At 60.9% G+C, this 16,960-nt stretch carries 17 protein-coding genes and 1 other RNA gene; 17 read left to right on the top strand and 1 reads right to left on the bottom strand.

Annotated features, from left to right (window positions below):
• Position 1: 1 nt before the first annotated feature.
• The 14 genes from ACFQNJ_RS00555 to ACFQNJ_RS00490 all read left to right on the top strand — a co-directional run bounded on the left by ACFQNJ_RS00555 (position 2) and on the right by ACFQNJ_RS00490 (position 13,807).
• Positions 2–328 carry a VirB3 family type IV secretion system protein gene (locus ACFQNJ_RS00555; protein WP_374639158.1) on the top strand — a complete coding sequence of 109 codons (327 nt, stop codon included), beginning with the start codon at positions 2–4 and terminating at the stop codon, positions 326–328.
• 27 nt (positions 329–355) lie between these two features.
• Entirely contained in the window at positions 356–2,815 is a 2,460-nt protein-coding gene (locus ACFQNJ_RS00550; RefSeq protein ID WP_382253063.1) for a VirB4 family type IV secretion/conjugal transfer ATPase, read from the top strand.
• Between the two features lie 29 nt (positions 2,816–2,844).
• Positions 2,845–3,240 (top strand): hypothetical protein, encoded by a 396-nt coding sequence (locus ACFQNJ_RS00545; protein WP_382253061.1) that lies wholly within the window; start codon positions 2,845–2,847, stop codon positions 3,238–3,240.
• 62 nt (positions 3,241–3,302) lie between these two features.
• Complete coding sequence (locus ACFQNJ_RS00540; RefSeq protein ID WP_382253059.1) at positions 3,303–3,689, top strand: hypothetical protein; 387 nt, start codon at positions 3,303–3,305, stop codon at positions 3,687–3,689.
• Between the two features lie 5 nt (positions 3,690–3,694).
• Positions 3,695–4,417: a hypothetical protein gene (locus ACFQNJ_RS00535; protein ID WP_382253057.1), complete on the top strand. Its 723-nt coding sequence runs from the start codon at positions 3,695–3,697 to the stop codon at positions 4,415–4,417.
• 86 nt (positions 4,418–4,503) lie between these two features.
• Positions 4,504–6,090: a TrbL/VirB6 family protein gene (locus ACFQNJ_RS00530; RefSeq protein WP_382253056.1), complete on the top strand. Its 1,587-nt coding sequence runs from the start codon at positions 4,504–4,506 to the stop codon at positions 6,088–6,090.
• A gap of 70 nt (positions 6,091–6,160) precedes the next feature.
• Positions 6,161–6,592: a hypothetical protein gene (locus ACFQNJ_RS00525; protein WP_382253054.1), complete on the top strand. Its 432-nt coding sequence runs from the start codon at positions 6,161–6,163 to the stop codon at positions 6,590–6,592.
• Complete coding sequence (locus ACFQNJ_RS00520; RefSeq protein ID WP_382253052.1) at positions 6,589–7,500, top strand: VirB8 family type IV secretion system protein; 912 nt, start codon at positions 6,589–6,591, stop codon at positions 7,498–7,500. Before ACFQNJ_RS00525 ends, ACFQNJ_RS00520 begins: the two co-directional genes overlap by 4 nt.
• A gap of 30 nt (positions 7,501–7,530) precedes the next feature.
• Positions 7,531–8,286, top strand: a complete 756-nt coding sequence (locus tag ACFQNJ_RS00515) for a TrbG/VirB9 family P-type conjugative transfer protein (RefSeq protein ID WP_382253050.1) — start codon at positions 7,531–7,533, stop codon at positions 8,284–8,286.
• Positions 8,286–9,365: a TrbI/VirB10 family protein gene (locus tag ACFQNJ_RS00510; RefSeq protein ID WP_374639149.1), complete on the top strand. Its 1,080-nt coding sequence runs from the start codon at positions 8,286–8,288 to the stop codon at positions 9,363–9,365. The genes ACFQNJ_RS00515 and ACFQNJ_RS00510 overlap by 1 nt, the downstream gene beginning before the upstream one ends.
• 27 nt (positions 9,366–9,392) lie before the next feature.
• The gene (gene virB11, locus ACFQNJ_RS00505; RefSeq protein WP_382253049.1) at positions 9,393–10,436 is read left to right on the top strand and encodes a P-type DNA transfer ATPase VirB11; all 1,044 of its coding nucleotides are present in this window, start codon (positions 9,393–9,395) and stop codon (positions 10,434–10,436) included.
• A 32-nt stretch (positions 10,437–10,468) separates the two neighbouring features.
• Complete coding sequence (locus ACFQNJ_RS00500; RefSeq protein WP_382253048.1) at positions 10,469–10,918, top strand: hypothetical protein; 450 nt, start codon at positions 10,469–10,471, stop codon at positions 10,916–10,918.
• Between the two features lie 235 nt (positions 10,919–11,153).
• Positions 11,154–11,939, top strand: coding sequence for a hypothetical protein (locus ACFQNJ_RS00495; protein ID WP_374639146.1), 786 nt, complete (start codon positions 11,154–11,156; stop codon positions 11,937–11,939).
• Complete coding sequence (locus tag ACFQNJ_RS00490) at positions 11,936–13,807, top strand: type IV secretory system conjugative DNA transfer family protein (RefSeq protein ID WP_382253047.1); 1,872 nt, start codon at positions 11,936–11,938, stop codon at positions 13,805–13,807. The genes ACFQNJ_RS00495 and ACFQNJ_RS00490 overlap by 4 nt, the downstream gene beginning before the upstream one ends.
• 59 nt (positions 13,808–13,866) lie before the next feature.
• On the opposite strand, the gene ffs is transcribed toward ACFQNJ_RS00490, so the two are convergent.
• An RNA gene (gene ffs / locus ACFQNJ_RS00485) (signal recognition particle sRNA small type) lies at positions 13,867–13,963 on the bottom strand.
• Positions 13,964–14,035: 72 nt separating this feature from the next.
• Here ffs and dnaX point away from each other — a divergent pair.
• Genes dnaX through recR form a run of 3 tightly spaced genes read left to right on the top strand, consistent with a single transcriptional unit; the run spans position 14,036 to position 16,923 of the window.
• Positions 14,036–15,943 carry a DNA polymerase III subunit gamma/tau gene (dnaX, locus tag ACFQNJ_RS00480; RefSeq protein WP_382253046.1) on the top strand — a complete coding sequence of 636 codons (1,908 nt, stop codon included), beginning with the start codon at positions 14,036–14,038 and terminating at the stop codon, positions 15,941–15,943.
• Between the two features lie 32 nt (positions 15,944–15,975).
• A complete protein-coding gene (locus ACFQNJ_RS00475; protein ID WP_374639143.1) occupies positions 15,976–16,308 on the top strand; it encodes a YbaB/EbfC family nucleoid-associated protein in 333 nt (110 codons plus the stop codon).
• An 18-nt stretch (positions 16,309–16,326) separates the two neighbouring features.
• Complete coding sequence (gene recR, locus ACFQNJ_RS00470; RefSeq protein WP_382253045.1) at positions 16,327–16,923, top strand: recombination mediator RecR; 597 nt, start codon at positions 16,327–16,329, stop codon at positions 16,921–16,923.
• Positions 16,924–16,960 lie beyond the last annotated feature (37 nt).

Here is a 16,960-nt window from a genome sequence, read left to right as displayed (position 1 = left end):
CGTGAAGAAAGATGTGCTTTTCAGAGGGTGCACCCGCCCTCCAATGATTTTGGGCGTGCCCTACATACCCTTCCTGGTCGGGGCGGGCTTGCCTTTGCTGCTGGCCATGTACCTCTCGCTCTACATCCTGCTGACAATTCCCCTTTCGGTACTGGTGATGCGCTTGATGGCCAAGAAGGACGAAATGATCTTTCGCCTGATCGGCTTGAACCTGGTGTTCCGTTTTTTGCCACGGAATCATGGGCTGTATGGCTCGGCGTGGGCGTTCAGTGCGGCCCGATATCGCTCGAAGGCCGATCGCATTCGGCCCTACCGCGAATACCTTTGATCATCTGACGCACGGAGCCGCGTACGCATGTTCACCGCCGACGCCAGTTACAGCAACTTCGTCCCGTTCAGCACCCACGTGGATACCCACGTGGTCAAGACACGCGAGGGAGACTACCTGATCACCTGGATGCTCAGCGGCTTTCCCTTTGTGGGGCGGGAAGACTGGGAGCTGGAGCACCGGCACCGCACCTTCAATAACCTGCTGCAAAGTCTTCGAGCGCCCGACTTCGAGAACCTGGCTTTCTGGGCGCACGACATCCGCCGCCGGCGACCCATATCCACCAGCGCTCGATTCCCTCATCAGTTCAGCCAGCGTCTGCACGACCTGTACATGGAGCGCCTGTCCACCAAACGGCTCATGCAAAACGAGTTGTATCTGACGATGGTGTACAGGCCGGTGGTCAGTGGCAAGCGGTTTACCGCCATGGCCCGGGACATCGAGGTGCTGCGCAAAGAAGAGAAGGCGTGCCTGGAGAAGATCTATGAACTGGCCGGCAATGTCGAAGCGCTGCTCCAGGACTACGCCCCCTACCGGCTGGGCCTGTATGAAAGCATCCACAAGCAGGTGTTCTCCGAGAACCTCGAGCTGTACGGCTACCTGCTCAATCACGCCGATGAGCCAGTGCCGGTGCTTTCAGCACCGATCTACGACTATCTGCCCACCAGCCGTCACATCTTCAATCCTGGCAGCGGCGATTTTGCGGTTCGCACCAGCAACGGTGACAACCACTACGGGGCGATGCTGAACATCAAGGAGTACGCCGACAGCAGCTGGCCGGGCATTCTCAACGGGCTCAAGTACCTCGAATTCGAGTACGTGGTGACGCATTCGTTCACCCCCATGAGCCGGTACGACTCCATGAAGGCTTTGCAGCGCACCAAGGGTGCCATGCTGTCGTCGGAAGACAAGGCCGTCAGCCAGATCGTGGAACTTGATTTCGCCATGGACCAACTGGCATCTGGCAACTTCGTACTGGGCCAGTACCACTTCAACATGGCCATCTACGCCGCCACGCAAGAGGACCTTTACCTCAATGTGGCCCAAGCGCGCGCCCAGCTCTCCGGCGCCAGCTTCGTCACCGTCAAGGAAGACGTGGCCGTCGCCGCCGCCTATTACGCGCAGTTGCCCTGCAACTGGCGCTTCCGGCCCCGCATTGCCAACCTCAGTTCCTTGAACTTTCTGGGCTTGTGCCCCTTGCACAACTTTGCCACCGGAAAACCCAACTTCAATCCCTGGGGGCCGTCGGTGAGCGTGCTGCAGACCCTGAACAATCAGGCCTACCACTTCAACTTCCACGCCACCAAACCCAACGAATACTCGCTGGGAGAGAAGGCCGTGGCCAACACCATGGTGATCGGCAAGTCCGGCACAGGTAAGACAGCTCTCATCAATTTCCTGTTGGCCCAGGTGCAGAAGCTGCAGCCCGAACCCACGGTGTTCTTTTTCGACAAGGACAAGGGCGCGCAGATCTTCATCCAGGCCTGTGGTGGTCGCTACTTCACCCTGGAGAAGGGAAAGCCCACCGGCTTCAACCCGTTGCAGTGCGACAGCACCCCCGAGAACGAGCAGTTCCTGGTCGAGCTGGTACAGACCCTTTGTGGCAAGGACAAGTACACGGCCACCGAGCAGGAAGACCTCATCCGCGCGGTGCGTGCCATCCTGGACACGCCACGGCACCTGCGCACCATGTCCAACCTGCGCAAGAGCCTGCCCAACATGGGCGAGGGCAGTCTCTACGAGGCCTTGTCGGTCTGGTGCCAGGGGGGGCCATCGGCCTGGGTCTTCGACAACCCCAGCGACAACATCGACTTCGGCAACGCCAACATCATCGGCTTCGACTACACCGAAGTCATTGAGGACGCCCGCACGCGCGAGCCGATCATCCAGTACCTGCTGCACCGCATGGAAAGCCTGATCGACGGGCGCCCCTTCATTTACGTGATGGACGAGTTCTGGAAGGTGCTGGAAGGCAAAGGGGGTCTCAAGGACTTCGCCAAGAACAAGCAGAAGACCATCCGGAAACAGAACGGACTGGGCATCTTTGCCACCCAGAGCCCGCAGGACGCGCTCAACAGCGATATCTCGGCCGCCCTCATCGAGCAGACGGCCACGCTGATCCTGCTGCCCAACCCCAATGCCGATCCCAAGGACTACCTGGAAGGCCTCAAGCTGACCCAGGCCGAGTTCGAGCTGGTGGTCGGACTGGACGAACGCAGCCGCTGCTTCCTGGTCAAGCAGGGCCATCACGCCGTGCTGTGCCAGCTCAACCTCAACGGCATGGACGACGAGCTGGCGGTCCTGTCGGGCTCCAGCGACAACGTCGAAATCCTCAACGACCTGCTGGCCAGCCATCCCACCCCGCAGCAGCCTGACACCTGGCTGCCCGAGTTCCACGCCCGACGAAAGGGTCTCAAGCGGCAACGGGATATCTCCATGGCCAACAACCACGAGTTCCTTCGGCACGCCGAGACAGTCGGTGTCTGAGCAGGGCACGTCACCAACCTGAGAACCATATGCAGCGCCCCCGCTTGTTCCGTCGTGTTCTGTTTCTTTTTGGCTGCCTCTCTTTCGTGGGTGCGTCCTGGGCCTCCAAATGCGACGGTGTCGATGCCCATGGGCAGACGGGCGGTGCATTCTTTGAGAGGGGTGTGCCCTACGAGGAAGACGTCTTCTCTTTCTGCGCCATTGGCATCCCCGCGCACTGCTGGGCGCCGACCGGTCCGGGCACCTGGACGCAAACCTGCCAATACCTCAACAAGAAGTGGATTCCAAAGTTCGAGCGTGTGTGCCGACATGGTGGACCTGCGATGGGCACCTGGGGCCCGTCGGCTCGCATGCCCTTGAACACCAAAGGCGATCCCCGTAGCTCCGATGGAATGACCGATTGCGAGCATGGCGGCGATTTCTGAGGTACGAGGAATTCATGGGTATACAGATTTTCTGCAGTCAATCAAATCAGGAGGATTTAGTGATGAATCAATTCATGCAAGCAGTGGTTTCGACGATGAAAACTCAAAAATCTTATCGATCTGTGGTTGCTCTGGTGGCAACTGCTTGTGCGTCTGTTCTGCTGTCCGCATGCATTGGGGGAGGTGGAGATTCGTCGAGTGATGATGTCGATCTGTTGGCTGCCTACGAGAAGATTGAAGGCTGTATGGATAGGAACGATCTCATCAGAGTTGTTGGAATGGCGCCCAACGATGTGGATGCATCGAATACGATGATTTGGGAAGCAGGGAAATACAGGTTGATGGTTTTTCTTCAATTGTGGGATAGTGGTTTGTATATTGCTAGTACAAAGTATCTAATTGGTCCTGGGGCAGACCGTCAAACCGTTATCGATTCATGCGAGGATTGAATAAGATGCGGTTGCTTTTCATGATTCTTGCTGTGTTGTCTTCTCCGGTTGCCACGGCCCAGTGGGCTGTGTATGACAAGAAGGTTCATGAGCAACTGACATTTATTAATCATATTGTAGAAATTAAGGGCTCCGAATTCACGAAGCTTGACCAGCATTTCAAGAATCAACTTAGCACTGCTGCAGCGAATGGTGGGGGCGATTTGACCCTGGGTGACGGCGACAGCAAGGCTGTTCTCAAAGCGTTGGACACCAAATTTGATGAACTGACCGAGTTGAGTGAGGAAGACAAGAAGAAATACGCGGGCACCGTGCAGGACTGCGGGGATGAAAAGCTGAACTCAGCTCATTTCCAGGCCTGCGCGGGCTTGCGCAACCTCCGGCTGCAGACACTCAAGCAAAGCCAGGCCTTGCTCAAGACGCTGGATGCCCGACGCAAGCAGATCGTGCAATTGGTGGAGAAGTCCAGATCGTTGGGTGCCAATGGCCAGCCTTCGAGAGCGGGCGAGTTGCAGCGCTACCAGTTCGAGCTCCAGGCTCAACAGGCATTGCTCCAAACCGATGCCATGCAACTGCAGATTCTGATGGATGGCTATCGTCAGCGCGAGAACGTCTACGAAATGCAGATGGCGGAAGCCCGGCGCGCCACCGACACACGCCCGCCGGGTTCGTTGGTCAAACTTGGAGCGGTGCCGTTTTCCAAGGATTTGATGAAGAAGCTCGATTGAGCGAGCATCTTCCAGACCCCAAGAAAGGAGTCGGCTTTGAAATTTCCTGAGAAGGTTACCCCATGAGCAGTTGTGGTGGCGCACCGATGGCCATTCTGACATCTGCCTTGTCCGCGCTGGATTCCAAATATTTGGCCATGCTGGATGACGCGGTGTTCATGTGCAATGTCCGCGAATACCTGATTGACGATGTCCTGATTGGCGTCTACCGCGACGATGTGGCTGCTAGGCTGGGCACGGCGCTGATGTATCTGTCGACGGTGATCATGACGATCTGGGTGGCCTATCAGGGTTTCCTGATCATGGCCGGCAGCCATCGGCAGCCGATTCTCTCGCTGGGATACAAGACGGGAAAGATGATGCTGGTGCTGGGTCTGGTGTCCATGCTGGCCGCCAAATCGCCTGCGGTGGCTGAAACGGCGCTGGATGTTCAGGCGCTCATCACCAGCGCCATCGTGGGGGAGGATTCGGATGTCTACAAGGTCATCGACAGCAACCTGATGCTCGCGCAGATCTTCAATGCCTTGGTAGATGGCTTGGTGGGTGGACAGCAGGCAGGTGCCGAAGGCAAGCATCTGACGACCATGGCTGGACTGGTGGGGCAGAGTGGGCCTGCGATGCTGGTCGCAGTGCTGGCCATGATGGCCGAGATCTCCATCACCCTGGCGGTGATGCTGTCTCCGCTCTTCATTTTCTTTCTGCTGTTCCAGCAGACAGCGGCCATGTTCTGGACATGGGCCAAGTTTCTGGTGGGCACGATGGTGTCGCTGGCGGTGTTGGCCCTGCTGTCGGGTGTGCTGCTGAAGATGATGCTGGTGTACGGTGCATCGGTGGTGGCGGCCTTCTATTTGAACGGGGCCATTGGCGGACTGGTGTCGTTTGATATCGGGGGCAGCGCCATGCGAATGGCCTCGCTGGGGGCGTTGTCGACCGCCTTGCTGATGCTGGTGCCCCCTTTGATCATGCAGTTCTTCAATTCGGGCGCAGCGTTTGCTGCTGGAGCGATGGCCGGCGTGATGGGCGGTGGCGCTGCCATGGGCGCTGCCCGTGGGCTGGTGGGTCCCAATGGCCCGATGGGCTTGGCGGCGCCAGACTCTGCAGGAACCAACAGACACGCGGGAGGTGCGTCTGGTGCGTCTGCCGACGCCCCGACCAACACCTACAGTTTGCCGCCGAGTGTCCGCCAGGGAGCGGATGGTTTCGGGGGCGGTGCGGGAATGCCCGCGGGCAGCAGAGGCATCGCGAGCCACTCGTCGCGGGGTCTGGGCGAGGTTCAGGCGCGTGAGCGAGAGATGGGTCTGGCGCAAGAGCTTCGCCTGAACACGTCGACGGGGGTGTATGAGACCTCGGCCAGCAGGGTCGCGCTCGCCGATCCGGCAAGCGGCGTGGGTACCGGTGGACGTCTTCCAGTGCACGGGAGTACCGGGGGCAGTGCCGGTGCAGGAGCAACAGGCTCTGCGGCCTTGCCGTCGTCACCGCCATCTCAGTCCGCATCGGCCTTGACCGCACCTACGCTGCCATCGAGCAGTGTGGGCGGCAGCGCCGCCGCGCACTACGGGGGAGGGGGTGCCTTTGTGCAGGGTGGCAGCGACATGAGGCAGCCGGTGTTGCTGCCGCAGGGGCCCCACACCCGAGAAGCCAGAAGCAGGGCAGGGTCAGCGCCCTCGGCATGAACCTGGCTCTGTCGACAGAGAGCACCGAAACCATCAAGCGAACCAAACCATGAAAATCAATGGGGTACCCATGACCGAGAACGACGAGCGTGCGGCGGCCTTCTGGCGACGCTTAGCGATTGCGCTGACGGCCATGCTGGCTCTGCAGGCCTGCACCACGCCGCCCAAGCCACCAGAGTTCGGTGATGACTGGAAGCCGGTCAACGTGTTGGCTGACACGCCGATGCAGATTCCGCTCAAGGAGGAAGAAACGCTTTGGCGCTACCAGATGCTGCCCACAGACGCCACATTGCGCGGCATGTTGGAGCGATGGGCCAAGGAGTACGGCGGGCAACTCGACTGGCAGTACCCCACCGACCTGACGCTGGTGGCCCCTTTGCGTGAGGTCAAGGACAACAACCTGCAGAAGGCACTCAACGCTGTTCGCAGGTCGTATGTCGACCAGAAACTCAGGGTCTTGATCCTGACCAACAAGACCGTGCTGGTCAGGCGGGCACCATGAACATGAGCTGGTTGGGCAAGCGGAAGGTGTCCGAGGCCTCTCGGGACGTGATTCGGCAGTCCATGGACTTCGAGGCCAGCGTGATCGCCATGGTCAAGCGCAGTGAGCGGCGCGCCTGGGTGGTGGCGATGGCCTGTCTTTTCGTGACGGTCTGTCTGGTCGGCGCCATCGTCTACATGCTGCCGCTCAAGGAAAAGATCCCGTACCTGGTCACGGTGGACCTCAAGCGCAGCACCAGCACCTTGACCCACTTGCGTGAGGACATGGCCTATTCGGGCATCTACGCCAGCGAGGCACTGAACCGCAGTCATGTGGCGCGCTTTGTGCAAGCCCGCGAGGGATACGACTGGGACACCATCAACGAGCATGACTGGGAGTTCGTGGCTGCCATGTCCAACGACGAGGTGAAGATGCTTTTCGTCAAGCAGTTCGACGCCAGTCCGAATTCGCCTGACAAGAAGTGGGGTCGCAATGTGGCCATCAGGGTCAAGGTCAACAGCATCGTCTTCCACGGTCTGGATGAAGAAAAGAACATACGCCCGACCGGCGCCACCGTGCGCTTTGAACGCTGGCGCTTCAACAAGTCGTCGGGCAAGAGCGAGTTTCTCAGCAGCCATCTGGCGACACTCAACTACCAGTTCAAGAACAACCTGAAGATGAGCGACAACCTGCGCCTGCGCAATCCTCTGGGGTTTCAGGTGACCGCCTACAAGGTGGACGACGAGTTCAATGCTCCCACCTTCAAGCGGGACGAGATGTCGCAGGGCATTCCACTGATTGGCCCTGACGATGGGCAACTCAACCGGGGGGCGGGATCCGACATGTCCTCGGTCTCGAACGGGGGCGTGGTACCCACAGCGCCTTCGCCGCTGCCGGGGGCACCGGCAACGCCAGCGGGCAATCAGTGATCTGAACATCCAAGGGAAGGACAAGCAAGCATGACATTGCAAGACAGACGGCTGCGCTGGGGGCCGATGGTGCTGGCGCTGGCCATCGCACAGGCATCAAGCCCGTCCCACGCTCAGGAGGTGCGCGAAATTGCGTATCGGGCCGACCAGGTGGTCCGGGTCAACACCGGACTGGGCATTGCCACCCAGATCGAGATCAGTGCGCAGGAGCAGGTCAAGGACTTCGGCACCGGCTTCAGCGATGGCTGGGAGCTGGTCCGGCGGGACAACGTGTTCTACATCCGGCCCAAGAACGTGGATGTGGACACCAACATGTACATCCGCACGAACATGCGCTCGTACCTCATTGATCTGCGGGTGTCGGCCACCCGCTGGAAGACGCTGGAGGAAGCCAAGAAGGCCGGGGTCTACTACAAGATCCGGTTCGTCTATCCCACCGAGGTACCTGACAAGGGCACATCCATGGCTTCGGCCAACGCGGTGCTTTCGCCCACGGCAGCCTCGCTCAACTCCCAGTCGGACTACCACCTGAACTACGACTACGCAACAACGACGCCCACGCCGACGATCGTGCCGGTTCGGGTGTACGACAACCACCAGTTCACCTACATCCACATGCCGCCACTGGCGAGTTTTCCAGCGGTGTTTGGTCGCAACGATCGTGCTGGAGATGAGTTCCTGGTCAATACCAAGAGCGAAAACAACGTGATCGTGGTGCATGGTGTTTATCCCTATCTGGTCCTGCGCCTGGGCGCAGAGACCGTGGGACTCAGGAGGAACCCGTAATGTCAATGCAGTTTCCGGGTGGTGGCAGCAACGATGCTCCCATGGTCTCAGACAACATGCCCAAGCTGTCGGGTGGCTTGACCCGTGGTCTGAACAAGATGGCGCTGGCCTACGTGGCCATCGTGGGCATTTCGGTCGTCGGCATGACCATGTGGGTGGCCAGCAGTGCCTTCTCGGCGGACGACGAGAAGGCACGCAAAGTGACCTATGAAGAGGTGTCGGTGCCCGACAAACCGGTCTTGGCCGTGACGCCTGCGCCCGTGATGGCGCCACCCCCCTTGTCGCTGGACGCGCAGGAGATGCCGCCGGTCCGCCCCCCCGCAAGTGCCCCCAACGACGACCTGGTGCAACGGCGGATGGCCAATCAGGACAACCTCGTGGCCGCGTCGAGTGGCGCCAAGGCCGCCAATCCGTTCTTTGAGGACCAGTATTCCTCTGTCAAGCGCGGAGCGGTGCAGGCGCTGGCGAATGCGGATTTCACGCTGACGCGTGGCACCTTCATTCGCTGCGCCCTGGAAACCAAAGTGGTTTCCACCCTGCCGGGCATGACCTCCTGCATCGTCACTGAGCCGATCTATTCGGTCAATGGGCGGCGGTTGCTCATTGACAAAGGGTCGAAGGTGACAGGCGAGTACAAGTATGTGGACGAGAACTACGACCGTATCGGTATTGTCTGGACGCGGGTGCTGACCACCACAGGATTGGACGTGCGCATTGACAGCCAGGGCACGGACTCACTGGGCGGTGCCGGTGTGCCTGGTCACTATGACGGACACTGGGGTGAGCGAATTGGCGCAGCGATGTTGGTCAGCTTGCTGGCTGACGGCATCGATGCCGGTGCGCAGAAGTTTGCCAACGAGCAGGAGTTGCGCGGTCGAAGCACCACCGTCTACGGAGGTGGCTATGTGGCTGAGCGGGTGGACCCTTGGCAATCGGCGACGGCCGAGACCGCCAAACGGGCCGCGACAGAGATGCTGGCCCGATCGGCCAACCGCAAGGCCACGGTCACCGTGCTCAATGGCACGGTGATCAGCATCTTTGCCGCGCGCGACGTGGACTTTTCGTCGGTGATGCAGTGACGGTCGTGTTGCACGGGAGGCTGCTGCGTGACATTGGATGAACCGATCGCCAACATCTCGAACGAGTTCCTTGAGTACCAGTACTCGGTGCTGGGGATTGCCCGGTTCCTGGGCGATCCCGACGTGACTGAGATCTGCATCAACCGGCCAGGAGAGGTCTTCCTCGAAACGGTTCGTGGTTGGCAGCGCATGGAGGTGCCTGGTCTGTCCTTCGATCGCGCACGCCAGTTCTGCACCACGGTGGTCAACGAGAGTCGGACCGGGCAACGGATCACGCAGGTCGACCCGGTGGTGTCACTGACGTTCCCCACAGGCCAGCGTGCGCAGTTTGTGCTGCCGCCCGCTGTACCCGCGGACACGGTGTCGATCACCATCCGATTGCCATCTCGATACACGAAAACCCTGGATGAGTACCAACAGGATGGCTTCTTCGCGAGGATTCTGGACGATGCTGACGATCTCAGCGATCTCGACCGGGAACTGCTGGCGTTGAAGCAGGCGCGCGACTTCCATGCTTTCTTCAGCAAGGCGGTGCACTACCGAAAGAACATCGTGGTGTCCGGGGCCACCGGCAGCGGCAAGACCACGTTCATGAAGTCGCTGGTGACGCACATCCCGCCAGACGAACGGCTGATCACGATTGAAGACGCAAGGGAGTTGTTCATCGATCAGGCCAACGCGGTCCACCTGATCTACTCCCGAGGCGGGCAAGGCACCGCCAATGTAACGGCGAAAGGTTGCATGGAGGCATGTCTGCGCATGAAGCCCGATCGCATCATCCTGGCGGAGATCCGGGGTGACGAGTCGTTCTACTACATACGCAACTGCGCCTCAGGGCATCCGGGATCCATCACCAGCTGCCATGCTGGCAGCACGGATCAGACCTGGGACCAGATGGCTCTGATGGTCAAGGCGTCGCCGGAGGGTGCGGGCCTTGCTTTCCATGAAATCAAGCGGCTGCTGATGCTCACGATCGACATCGTGGTCCACATCAAGGCGCACGCGGGTCGGCGCTACATCACCGGCATCGACTTCGATCCACTGCGCAAGCGCCAGATGGTGTCGAACTGAGTCATCAACGTTGTGTTCAGGGAGGGATTTCAATGAAACGGATCAATGGTTGGGTGAATGGTCTTCTGGTGGCCGCCATGCTGGCGTCCGGCGCGGCACTGGCGGGGCCACCAGCGCAAACGCCCAGCGCTTTGCGGGGGGTGTGGTTTGAGGACTCTTCGTTGGGAGAGCACCACTGCCTTCAGTATCGGCTGCGGCGTTCGGGTGAACTGGTGCCTGGGACTCTGGTGGTGTCTGACCGGTTGATCGCTGAGGCAAAACAGGGTGTTCAGGAAGACCTTCTGTTTCTGACCCGTGTGGCCAAGCTGGCCGATGAGTCGTGGCAGATCGAAGGCTTGCTGGATGTGTATCCGTACGAGCAAATCAAGCCTCTGCACGCCTATGGCTACTCGGTTCGCGATTCGCGGCTCTTGCGTTCAAGGGCCGTGCATCGGGATGGCCAGGATGTGATCGAGACACAGACATATGTCCGTTGCATCTGAACGGCTGCAACTGTCAACCACGGAAACTTTGCACAGGAGAGGATGAATGAAGAGGTCAAGCAGACCAGGATGGCTTGCGTGGGTCACTGTGGGTTCAATGGCGCTGACGGGATGTTCCACGATGGGGTTGTGGTCAGCAGGGTCCGCATCTTCGCCATTGCAGGCCATCGAGCACCGCGTCAAAGCGGGGACAGACACGTCGCCCCATGTGTTCGAGTTTGTTCAGGGGGCAGAATTGTCAGAGGGATCGGAGTCGCTGGGTTCGGGGCTGATCACGGTATCCGTCGAAGGACGTCAGCTTCAGGCGATCGGACATGTGTTCGAGCTGCCTATGTCGGCTCTGGATCGCAAGAACTGGATCGCGTTTCATGACCTCGATGGCGACGGCTGGCAGGACTTCATGGTCCCATCCAGTGTCGCGGCGTCCTCGGGTGTCAAGGTGATGGCGGTGTACCGCTTCGATCCCAAGAAGCAGGAGTTTGTGTTCGCAGACGCCTTGTCCAATCTGGGGGAAATCACGCCGGCAGGACATGCCTGTGTATCGGTGCGGCAGCCAGATCGGCCGGCAGCATTTCAACTGGGTCGCTTCTGTCATTCGCCCCAGGGTGAACGTTGGGTTCAGCAGGTGTCGGTGTCGACGCCGGACAGGCCCACCGATGCAGGAGCACCGTGCAGCACGGCGACACCTGACCTGACGCTTTGTCGCCAACACAGAATGTCGCTGGATCGTCGCCTGATGAGCGATCTGCGAGCCATGAGCAAGGACCGTCACGAGGCTTTGCTGGAAAGCAACGGACGCCACTACGCCAATCAGTACTTGCGCATGCGGCTGACCTCGCACAATGCCTGGTTGCGGTACCGTGATGCACGCTGCATGGCGCATGCGCGTGAGCAGGCCCTGCCTGCACGGTTGGTGGCGTCGGCAGCGGAGGCCTGCAAACATGATCTGGCGCAACAGCAATGGTTGCAGTATCAGGCCAGGCAGGTCAGTGTTCGTCGCGCTGAAGAACGCTCCGAATGAGCGGCACGCGGATCTGGATCATCGGCGTGGCGCTGGTGCTGGCGCTGGTCCTGGGCTGCTACCTCAGTGGCGCCATCCTGCTCTGGCGGCTGGATCTTCCCGTGAGTCAACTCGGCATCCTCAGTTATGGGCGCTATTGGTGGGCCTATCACGATCACGCACAGTACGGACCACTCATCCAGCGCAGTGGCACGATAGGGTTTGGTCTGCCTGTTCTGCTGGTGCTGACATTGGTCATGTGGGCGGTTTGGCCCCGCCGGTCCAATCTGTATGGCGATGCGCGATTCGCCAGCCTGGCCGACCTGCGCAAACGAAAGATGCTGGCTCCCGATGACACCGCCATTGTGGTCGGCAAAAAGAACGGACACTACGTGTACTTCAGCGGGCAGCAGTTCGTGTTGCTGGCGGCCCCCACGCGATCTGGCAAAGGTGTGGGTGTCGTCGTCCCCAACCTGCTCAGCTACCAAGGGTCGGTGGTGGTGCTGGACATCAAACAGGAGAACTTCGGTTTGACGAGTGGCTTCAGGGCTCGCCACGGTCAGGCTGTCTATCTGTTCAATCCGTTTGCCGAAGATCGCCGGACCCATCGCTGGAACCCCCTGTCCTACGTATCGTCGGATCCCAGCTTCAGAATCAGTGATCTTCAGGCGATTGCGGCGATGCTCTATCCGGTATCGGAGCAGGTGAAAGACCCCTTTTGGGCCAACCAGGCGCAGAACGCGTTTCTGGCCTTCGCGCTTTATGCATTCGAACAGGCCGACTATCTGGCCAACGAGTTCTTTGGCATGGAGCCGCCCGAGGCGCCGACCCTGGGTGGCTTGTATCGCCTGGCTTCGGGCCGGCCGGGCCAGAGTCTGCGCGAGCACTTGGACAGCCTGGCTGCGTGGCCTCACCTGAGCAGCAGCGCGAAGGTGGCATTTGCGACCTTGCTCGGACAGGCCAATGAAACGTTTGCCAGCATCATGGGTACCTTTAAGGAGCCTTTGAACCCGTGGCTCAATCCGGTGGTGGATGCCGCCACCAGTGGCAACGACTTTGACCTGCGGGATGTGCGCAGGAAGAAGATGAGCATCTATGTCGCCATCCAGCCCAACAAGCTGGCCGAGGCAAGGCTGATCCTCAACCTGTTCTTCAGTCAGCTCATCAACCAGAACACTCGAGAACTGCCGCAGTCGAACCCCGTGCTGAAGCACCAGTGCCTGCTGCTGATGGACGAGTTCACCAGCATCGGTCGCGTCGACATCATCGCCAGCGCGGTGAGCTTCATGGCGGGCTACAACCTGCGCCTGATGCCGATCATTCAGAGCATCTCTCAGCTGGAGGCCACTTATGGCAAGGAGACGGCACGGACGATCATGACCAACCACGCACTGAGGGTCATCTTCGCGCCAAGGGAGCAGCAGGATGCCAATGAGTACAGCGACATGCTGGGGTACACCGGGATGCGCAAGGACAGCATCAGCCGCAGCCGTGCGCGCGAGAGCAGTTACACCCGCAGCGAGAGCGAGGAAAGGCGGGCACTGATGCTGCCGCAGGAGCTCAAGGCCATGGGTGATGACAAGGAGATTCTGCTGGTGGAGGGCATGGCACATCCGGTGATGGCCGAGAAGATCCGCTACTACCGGGACAAGGCGTTCACGGACCGGTTGTTGCCCCCGGTGACCATACCCGAGTTGCATCTGTCAGGTGCCGCTTCAGGGACAACCAGAGGTGGTCGATCACCAGCAAGGCCGTCAGGTCTGGACAGCACCGCGGGCGACGTGGAGCGCACACCGTCTCCTGGGGTCGAAGCATCCCATCAAGAGTACACAGGGTTGGGCGGTATCGAAGCCGAGTTTGGCGAGGCACTCAGCGCATTGAGCCGCTAGATGGGGCATGTTGCGGCTCTGGCTGAGCTTGGTGATCCGATGGAGGATCTTCTGAATAAGGTGACGAGCCTTGACCCCGGCACTGGCTACACAGTTAGGGCTGCTTGGTTCCCCACCTGACCCGGTTGGCCGCTTCACCATGCGGGAAGGCCCGTCATCCGCTATTGTAGGCGATTGGCCGGCTGCCTGCCGCCGATCGGTCTGGGGCCCCGCGTAGAATCAGCCACCATGTCATACGTCGTTCTGGCCCGCAAATACCGACCGCGCAATTTCGCCGAGATGGTGGGACAGGAACACGTCGTGCAGGCGCTGTCCAACGCACTGACGTCCCAACGTCTGCACCATGCCTACCTGTTCACTGGCACGCGGGGTGTGGGCAAGACCACGGTGTCGCGCATCCTGGCCAAGTCGCTCAACTGCCTGGGTGCGGACGGGCAGGGCGGTATCACCGCCGAACCCTGCGGGGTGTGTCAGGCTTGCCGGGACATCGACGCCGGTCGTTTTGTCGATTACACGGAGCTCGACGCGGCGTCGAACCGCGGTGTCGACGAGGTGCAGTCCTTGCTGGAGCAGGCGGTCTACAAACCGGTGCAGGGTCGCTTCAAGGTCTTCATGATCGACGAAGTGCACATGCTCACGAACACCGCGTTCAACGCGATGCTCAAGACGCTGGAGGAGCCGCCTGAGTATCTGAAGTTTGTGCTGGCCACGACCGATCCGCAGAAGGTGCCGGTGACCGTGCTCTCCCGTTGCCTGCAGTTCAACCTTCGACCCATGGCGCCGGAGACGGTGCATGAACACCTGCAGCGTGTGCTCGCGACCGAAGGGGTGACGGCCGACGCCCAGGCACTGCGCCTGCTGTCCCGGGCGGCGCGTGGGTCCATGCGCGATGCCCTGTCCCTGACCGACCAGGCCATTGCCTTCGGTGGCGGGCAGTTGCAGGAAGCTACTGTGCGGCAGATGTTGGGGGCCGTCGACCGCTCGCATGTGCTGCGGCTGATCGACGGGCTGGCGCGGGCGGATGGTGCGGCGGTGGTGGATGCGGTCGACGTCATGCGGGTCAATGGCCTGAATGCGGCGTCTGCCCTGGAAGAGATGACCGGCATCCTCCAGCGCATGGCTGTCCTCCAGGCGGTTCCGGACCGTGCGGCCACCCCGGATGAGGACCCTGACGCGGCAGAGATCCAGCGCCTGGCGGCAGCGATTCCTGCCGACGAGACGCAGTTGCTGTACAGCCTGTGCCTGCACGGGAGGGTGGAACTGGGGTTGGCGCCTGACGAATACGCGGCCCTGATCATGGTGCTGTTGCGCCTGCTGGCCTTCAAGCCCGCCCACCCGGACACCTCGTCGGAAAAAAAAACTCTGAAGCAGGCGCCTGAGGCGCGGGCAGTCCAAGGGCTGACGCCCGTGACCGCTGCTGCCGAAGCCCGTGTTGCAGCCCCCGTGACACCGGTCACCGTGTCGCCTGCCCAGGCGCCGGCGTCCGCCTTGGCACCAGTTGCCGGGCCGCAGACGGCGACGATGGTCGATCGACCCCGGCCGCCGGTGCCCGACATGCCCGAGGTGGAAGACGTGGAGGACGATCCGCCCTGGGTCGAGGATTCCGCGCCGGTCGCGGCACCCGATCCTGAGCCTGTGCGCCGGGTGGTGGCCATTCCGGTGAGGGATCCCGGGCCGGCGTCACCCCGCGTGGATGCGCGACGTGATCCCACCGCGACCGGCATCGATACATCGCGCCTGGAGGCGACGCCGGAAGGCGATGTCTGGTTCGAGGCGGTGCAGGCTCTGGTCAAGGCGGAAGCGGTGACCGCGCTGGTGCGTGAACTCGCGCTTCAATCGCAACTGGTGAGGCGAAACGGCGATGTCTGGGTGCTTCGCATCGAGCGCGAGTCTCTGGCCCAGGGCAGCACGCGCGAGCGGTTGACGGCAGCGCTCAACGGCGCCGGTCACATGGTGCGCGTGGAGATCGAATCCGGGCCAGTGACCGATTCGCCAGCCCTGCGCCTGGCGGCGGCCGCGCAGCAGCGTCAACGCGAGGCCGAGCGACTGATCATGGACGATCCGTTCGTGCAGGCGATGATGCGCGACTTTGGGGGCAAAATCGTGCCCGGAACGCTCAAGGCCGACCCGGCCTGAGTTTTGATTTGAATTGATACAGAAGGACAAGCATGTTCAACAAAGGACAACTCGCCGGCCTGATGAAGCAGGCGCAGGCCATGCAGGACAACCTCAAGAAGGCCCAGGACGAGCTCGGGAACATCGAGGTGACCGGTGAGTCTGGTGCCGGCCTGGTGAAGGTGCTCATGACCTGCAAGCACGATGTCAAACGGGTCACCATCGATCCGAGCCTGCTGGCCGATGACAAGGACATGCTGGAGGACCTGGTGGCTGCCGCATTCAATGCAGCGGTGCGCAAGGCCGAGGAAACGACCCAGGAAAAGATGGGAAAGATCACCGCCGGCATGCCGGGATTGCCCGGCGGGATGAAGTTCCCCTTCTGATGGCTGGTGCATCCTTGAATGGCTGACAACCAGTCGCTGGAGTCTTTGGTGCAGGCATTGCGATGCCTGCCCGGGGTGGGCGTCAAGTCGGCACAGCGCATGGCATTTCATCTGCTGCAGCACGACAGGCCCGGTGCGCAGCGGCTCGCGCAGGCCTTGGTACAGGCCTGCGAGCAGGTTCGCCATTGCAGCCTTTGCCACACCTTCAGCGAGCAGGAGGTTTGCGCCACTTGTGCGGACCCCCGACGAGATCAGAGCCTTCTGTGCGTGGTGGAGACGCCGGCGGACCAGGCTGCACTGGAGCGAACGGGGGCCTACAGGGGTCTCTTCTTCGTTTTGATGGGGCGCCTGAGCCCCCTGGATGGCGTGGGGCCCGGGGATATCGGGCTGCAGCGCCTGTTCGAACGCATTGAGGCGCCAGACAGCCCGGTACGCGAACTGATTCTGGCCACGAACTTCACGGCCGAGGGCGAAACCACGGCCCATGTGATTGCCCAGGCCCTCAAGCAACGGGGGCTCAAGGTCACCCGTCTGGCGCGCGGTGTGCCGGTCGGCAGCGAGCTGGAGTACGTGGACCTGGGCACCATCGCACACGCCTTGGTCGATCGCCGTTGATCCCTCGTTCTGATGGGGTGCCTGGGGCGGGATCGAC

The organism is Hydrogenophaga bisanensis (assembly GCF_042665135.1).
Taxonomy (GTDB): Bacteria; Pseudomonadota; Gammaproteobacteria; order Burkholderiales; family Burkholderiaceae_C; genus Hydrogenophaga; species Hydrogenophaga bisanensis.
This window is presented reverse-complemented; position numbering and strand designations above follow the sequence as displayed.

Excerpts from the sequence above, each read along its gene's own strand:
- ACFQNJ_RS00530 (WP_382253056.1), top strand. The coding sequence starts at position 4,504 with ATGGCCATTCTGACATCTGCCTTGTCCGCGCTGGATTCCAAATATTTG.
- ACFQNJ_RS00515 (WP_382253050.1), top strand. The coding sequence starts at position 7,531 with ATGACATTGCAAGACAGACGGCTGCGCTGGGGGCCGATGGTGCTGGCG.
- ACFQNJ_RS00490 (WP_382253047.1), top strand. The coding sequence starts at position 11,936 with ATGAGCGGCACGCGGATCTGGATCATCGGCGTGGCGCTGGTGCTGGCG.
- ACFQNJ_RS00520 (WP_382253052.1), top strand. The coding sequence starts at position 6,589 with ATGAACATGAGCTGGTTGGGCAAGCGGAAGGTGTCCGAGGCCTCTCGG.
- ACFQNJ_RS00550 (WP_382253063.1), top strand. The coding sequence starts at position 356 with ATGTTCACCGCCGACGCCAGTTACAGCAACTTCGTCCCGTTCAGCACC.
- dnaX (WP_382253046.1), top strand. The coding sequence starts at position 14,036 with ATGTCATACGTCGTTCTGGCCCGCAAATACCGACCGCGCAATTTCGCC.
- recR (WP_382253045.1), top strand. The coding sequence starts at position 16,327 with ATGGCTGACAACCAGTCGCTGGAGTCTTTGGTGCAGGCATTGCGATGC.
- ACFQNJ_RS00525 (WP_382253054.1), top strand. The coding sequence starts at position 6,161 with ATGACCGAGAACGACGAGCGTGCGGCGGCCTTCTGGCGACGCTTAGCG.
- ACFQNJ_RS00475 (WP_374639143.1), top strand. The coding sequence starts at position 15,976 with ATGTTCAACAAAGGACAACTCGCCGGCCTGATGAAGCAGGCGCAGGCC.
- ACFQNJ_RS00500 (WP_382253048.1), top strand. The coding sequence starts at position 10,469 with ATGAAACGGATCAATGGTTGGGTGAATGGTCTTCTGGTGGCCGCCATG.
- ACFQNJ_RS00540 (WP_382253059.1), top strand. The coding sequence starts at position 3,303 with ATGAATCAATTCATGCAAGCAGTGGTTTCGACGATGAAAACTCAAAAA.
- ACFQNJ_RS00545 (WP_382253061.1), top strand. The coding sequence starts at position 2,845 with ATGCAGCGCCCCCGCTTGTTCCGTCGTGTTCTGTTTCTTTTTGGCTGC.
- ACFQNJ_RS00535 (WP_382253057.1), top strand. The coding sequence starts at position 3,695 with ATGCGGTTGCTTTTCATGATTCTTGCTGTGTTGTCTTCTCCGGTTGCC.
- ACFQNJ_RS00510 (WP_374639149.1), top strand. The coding sequence starts at position 8,286 with ATGTCAATGCAGTTTCCGGGTGGTGGCAGCAACGATGCTCCCATGGTC.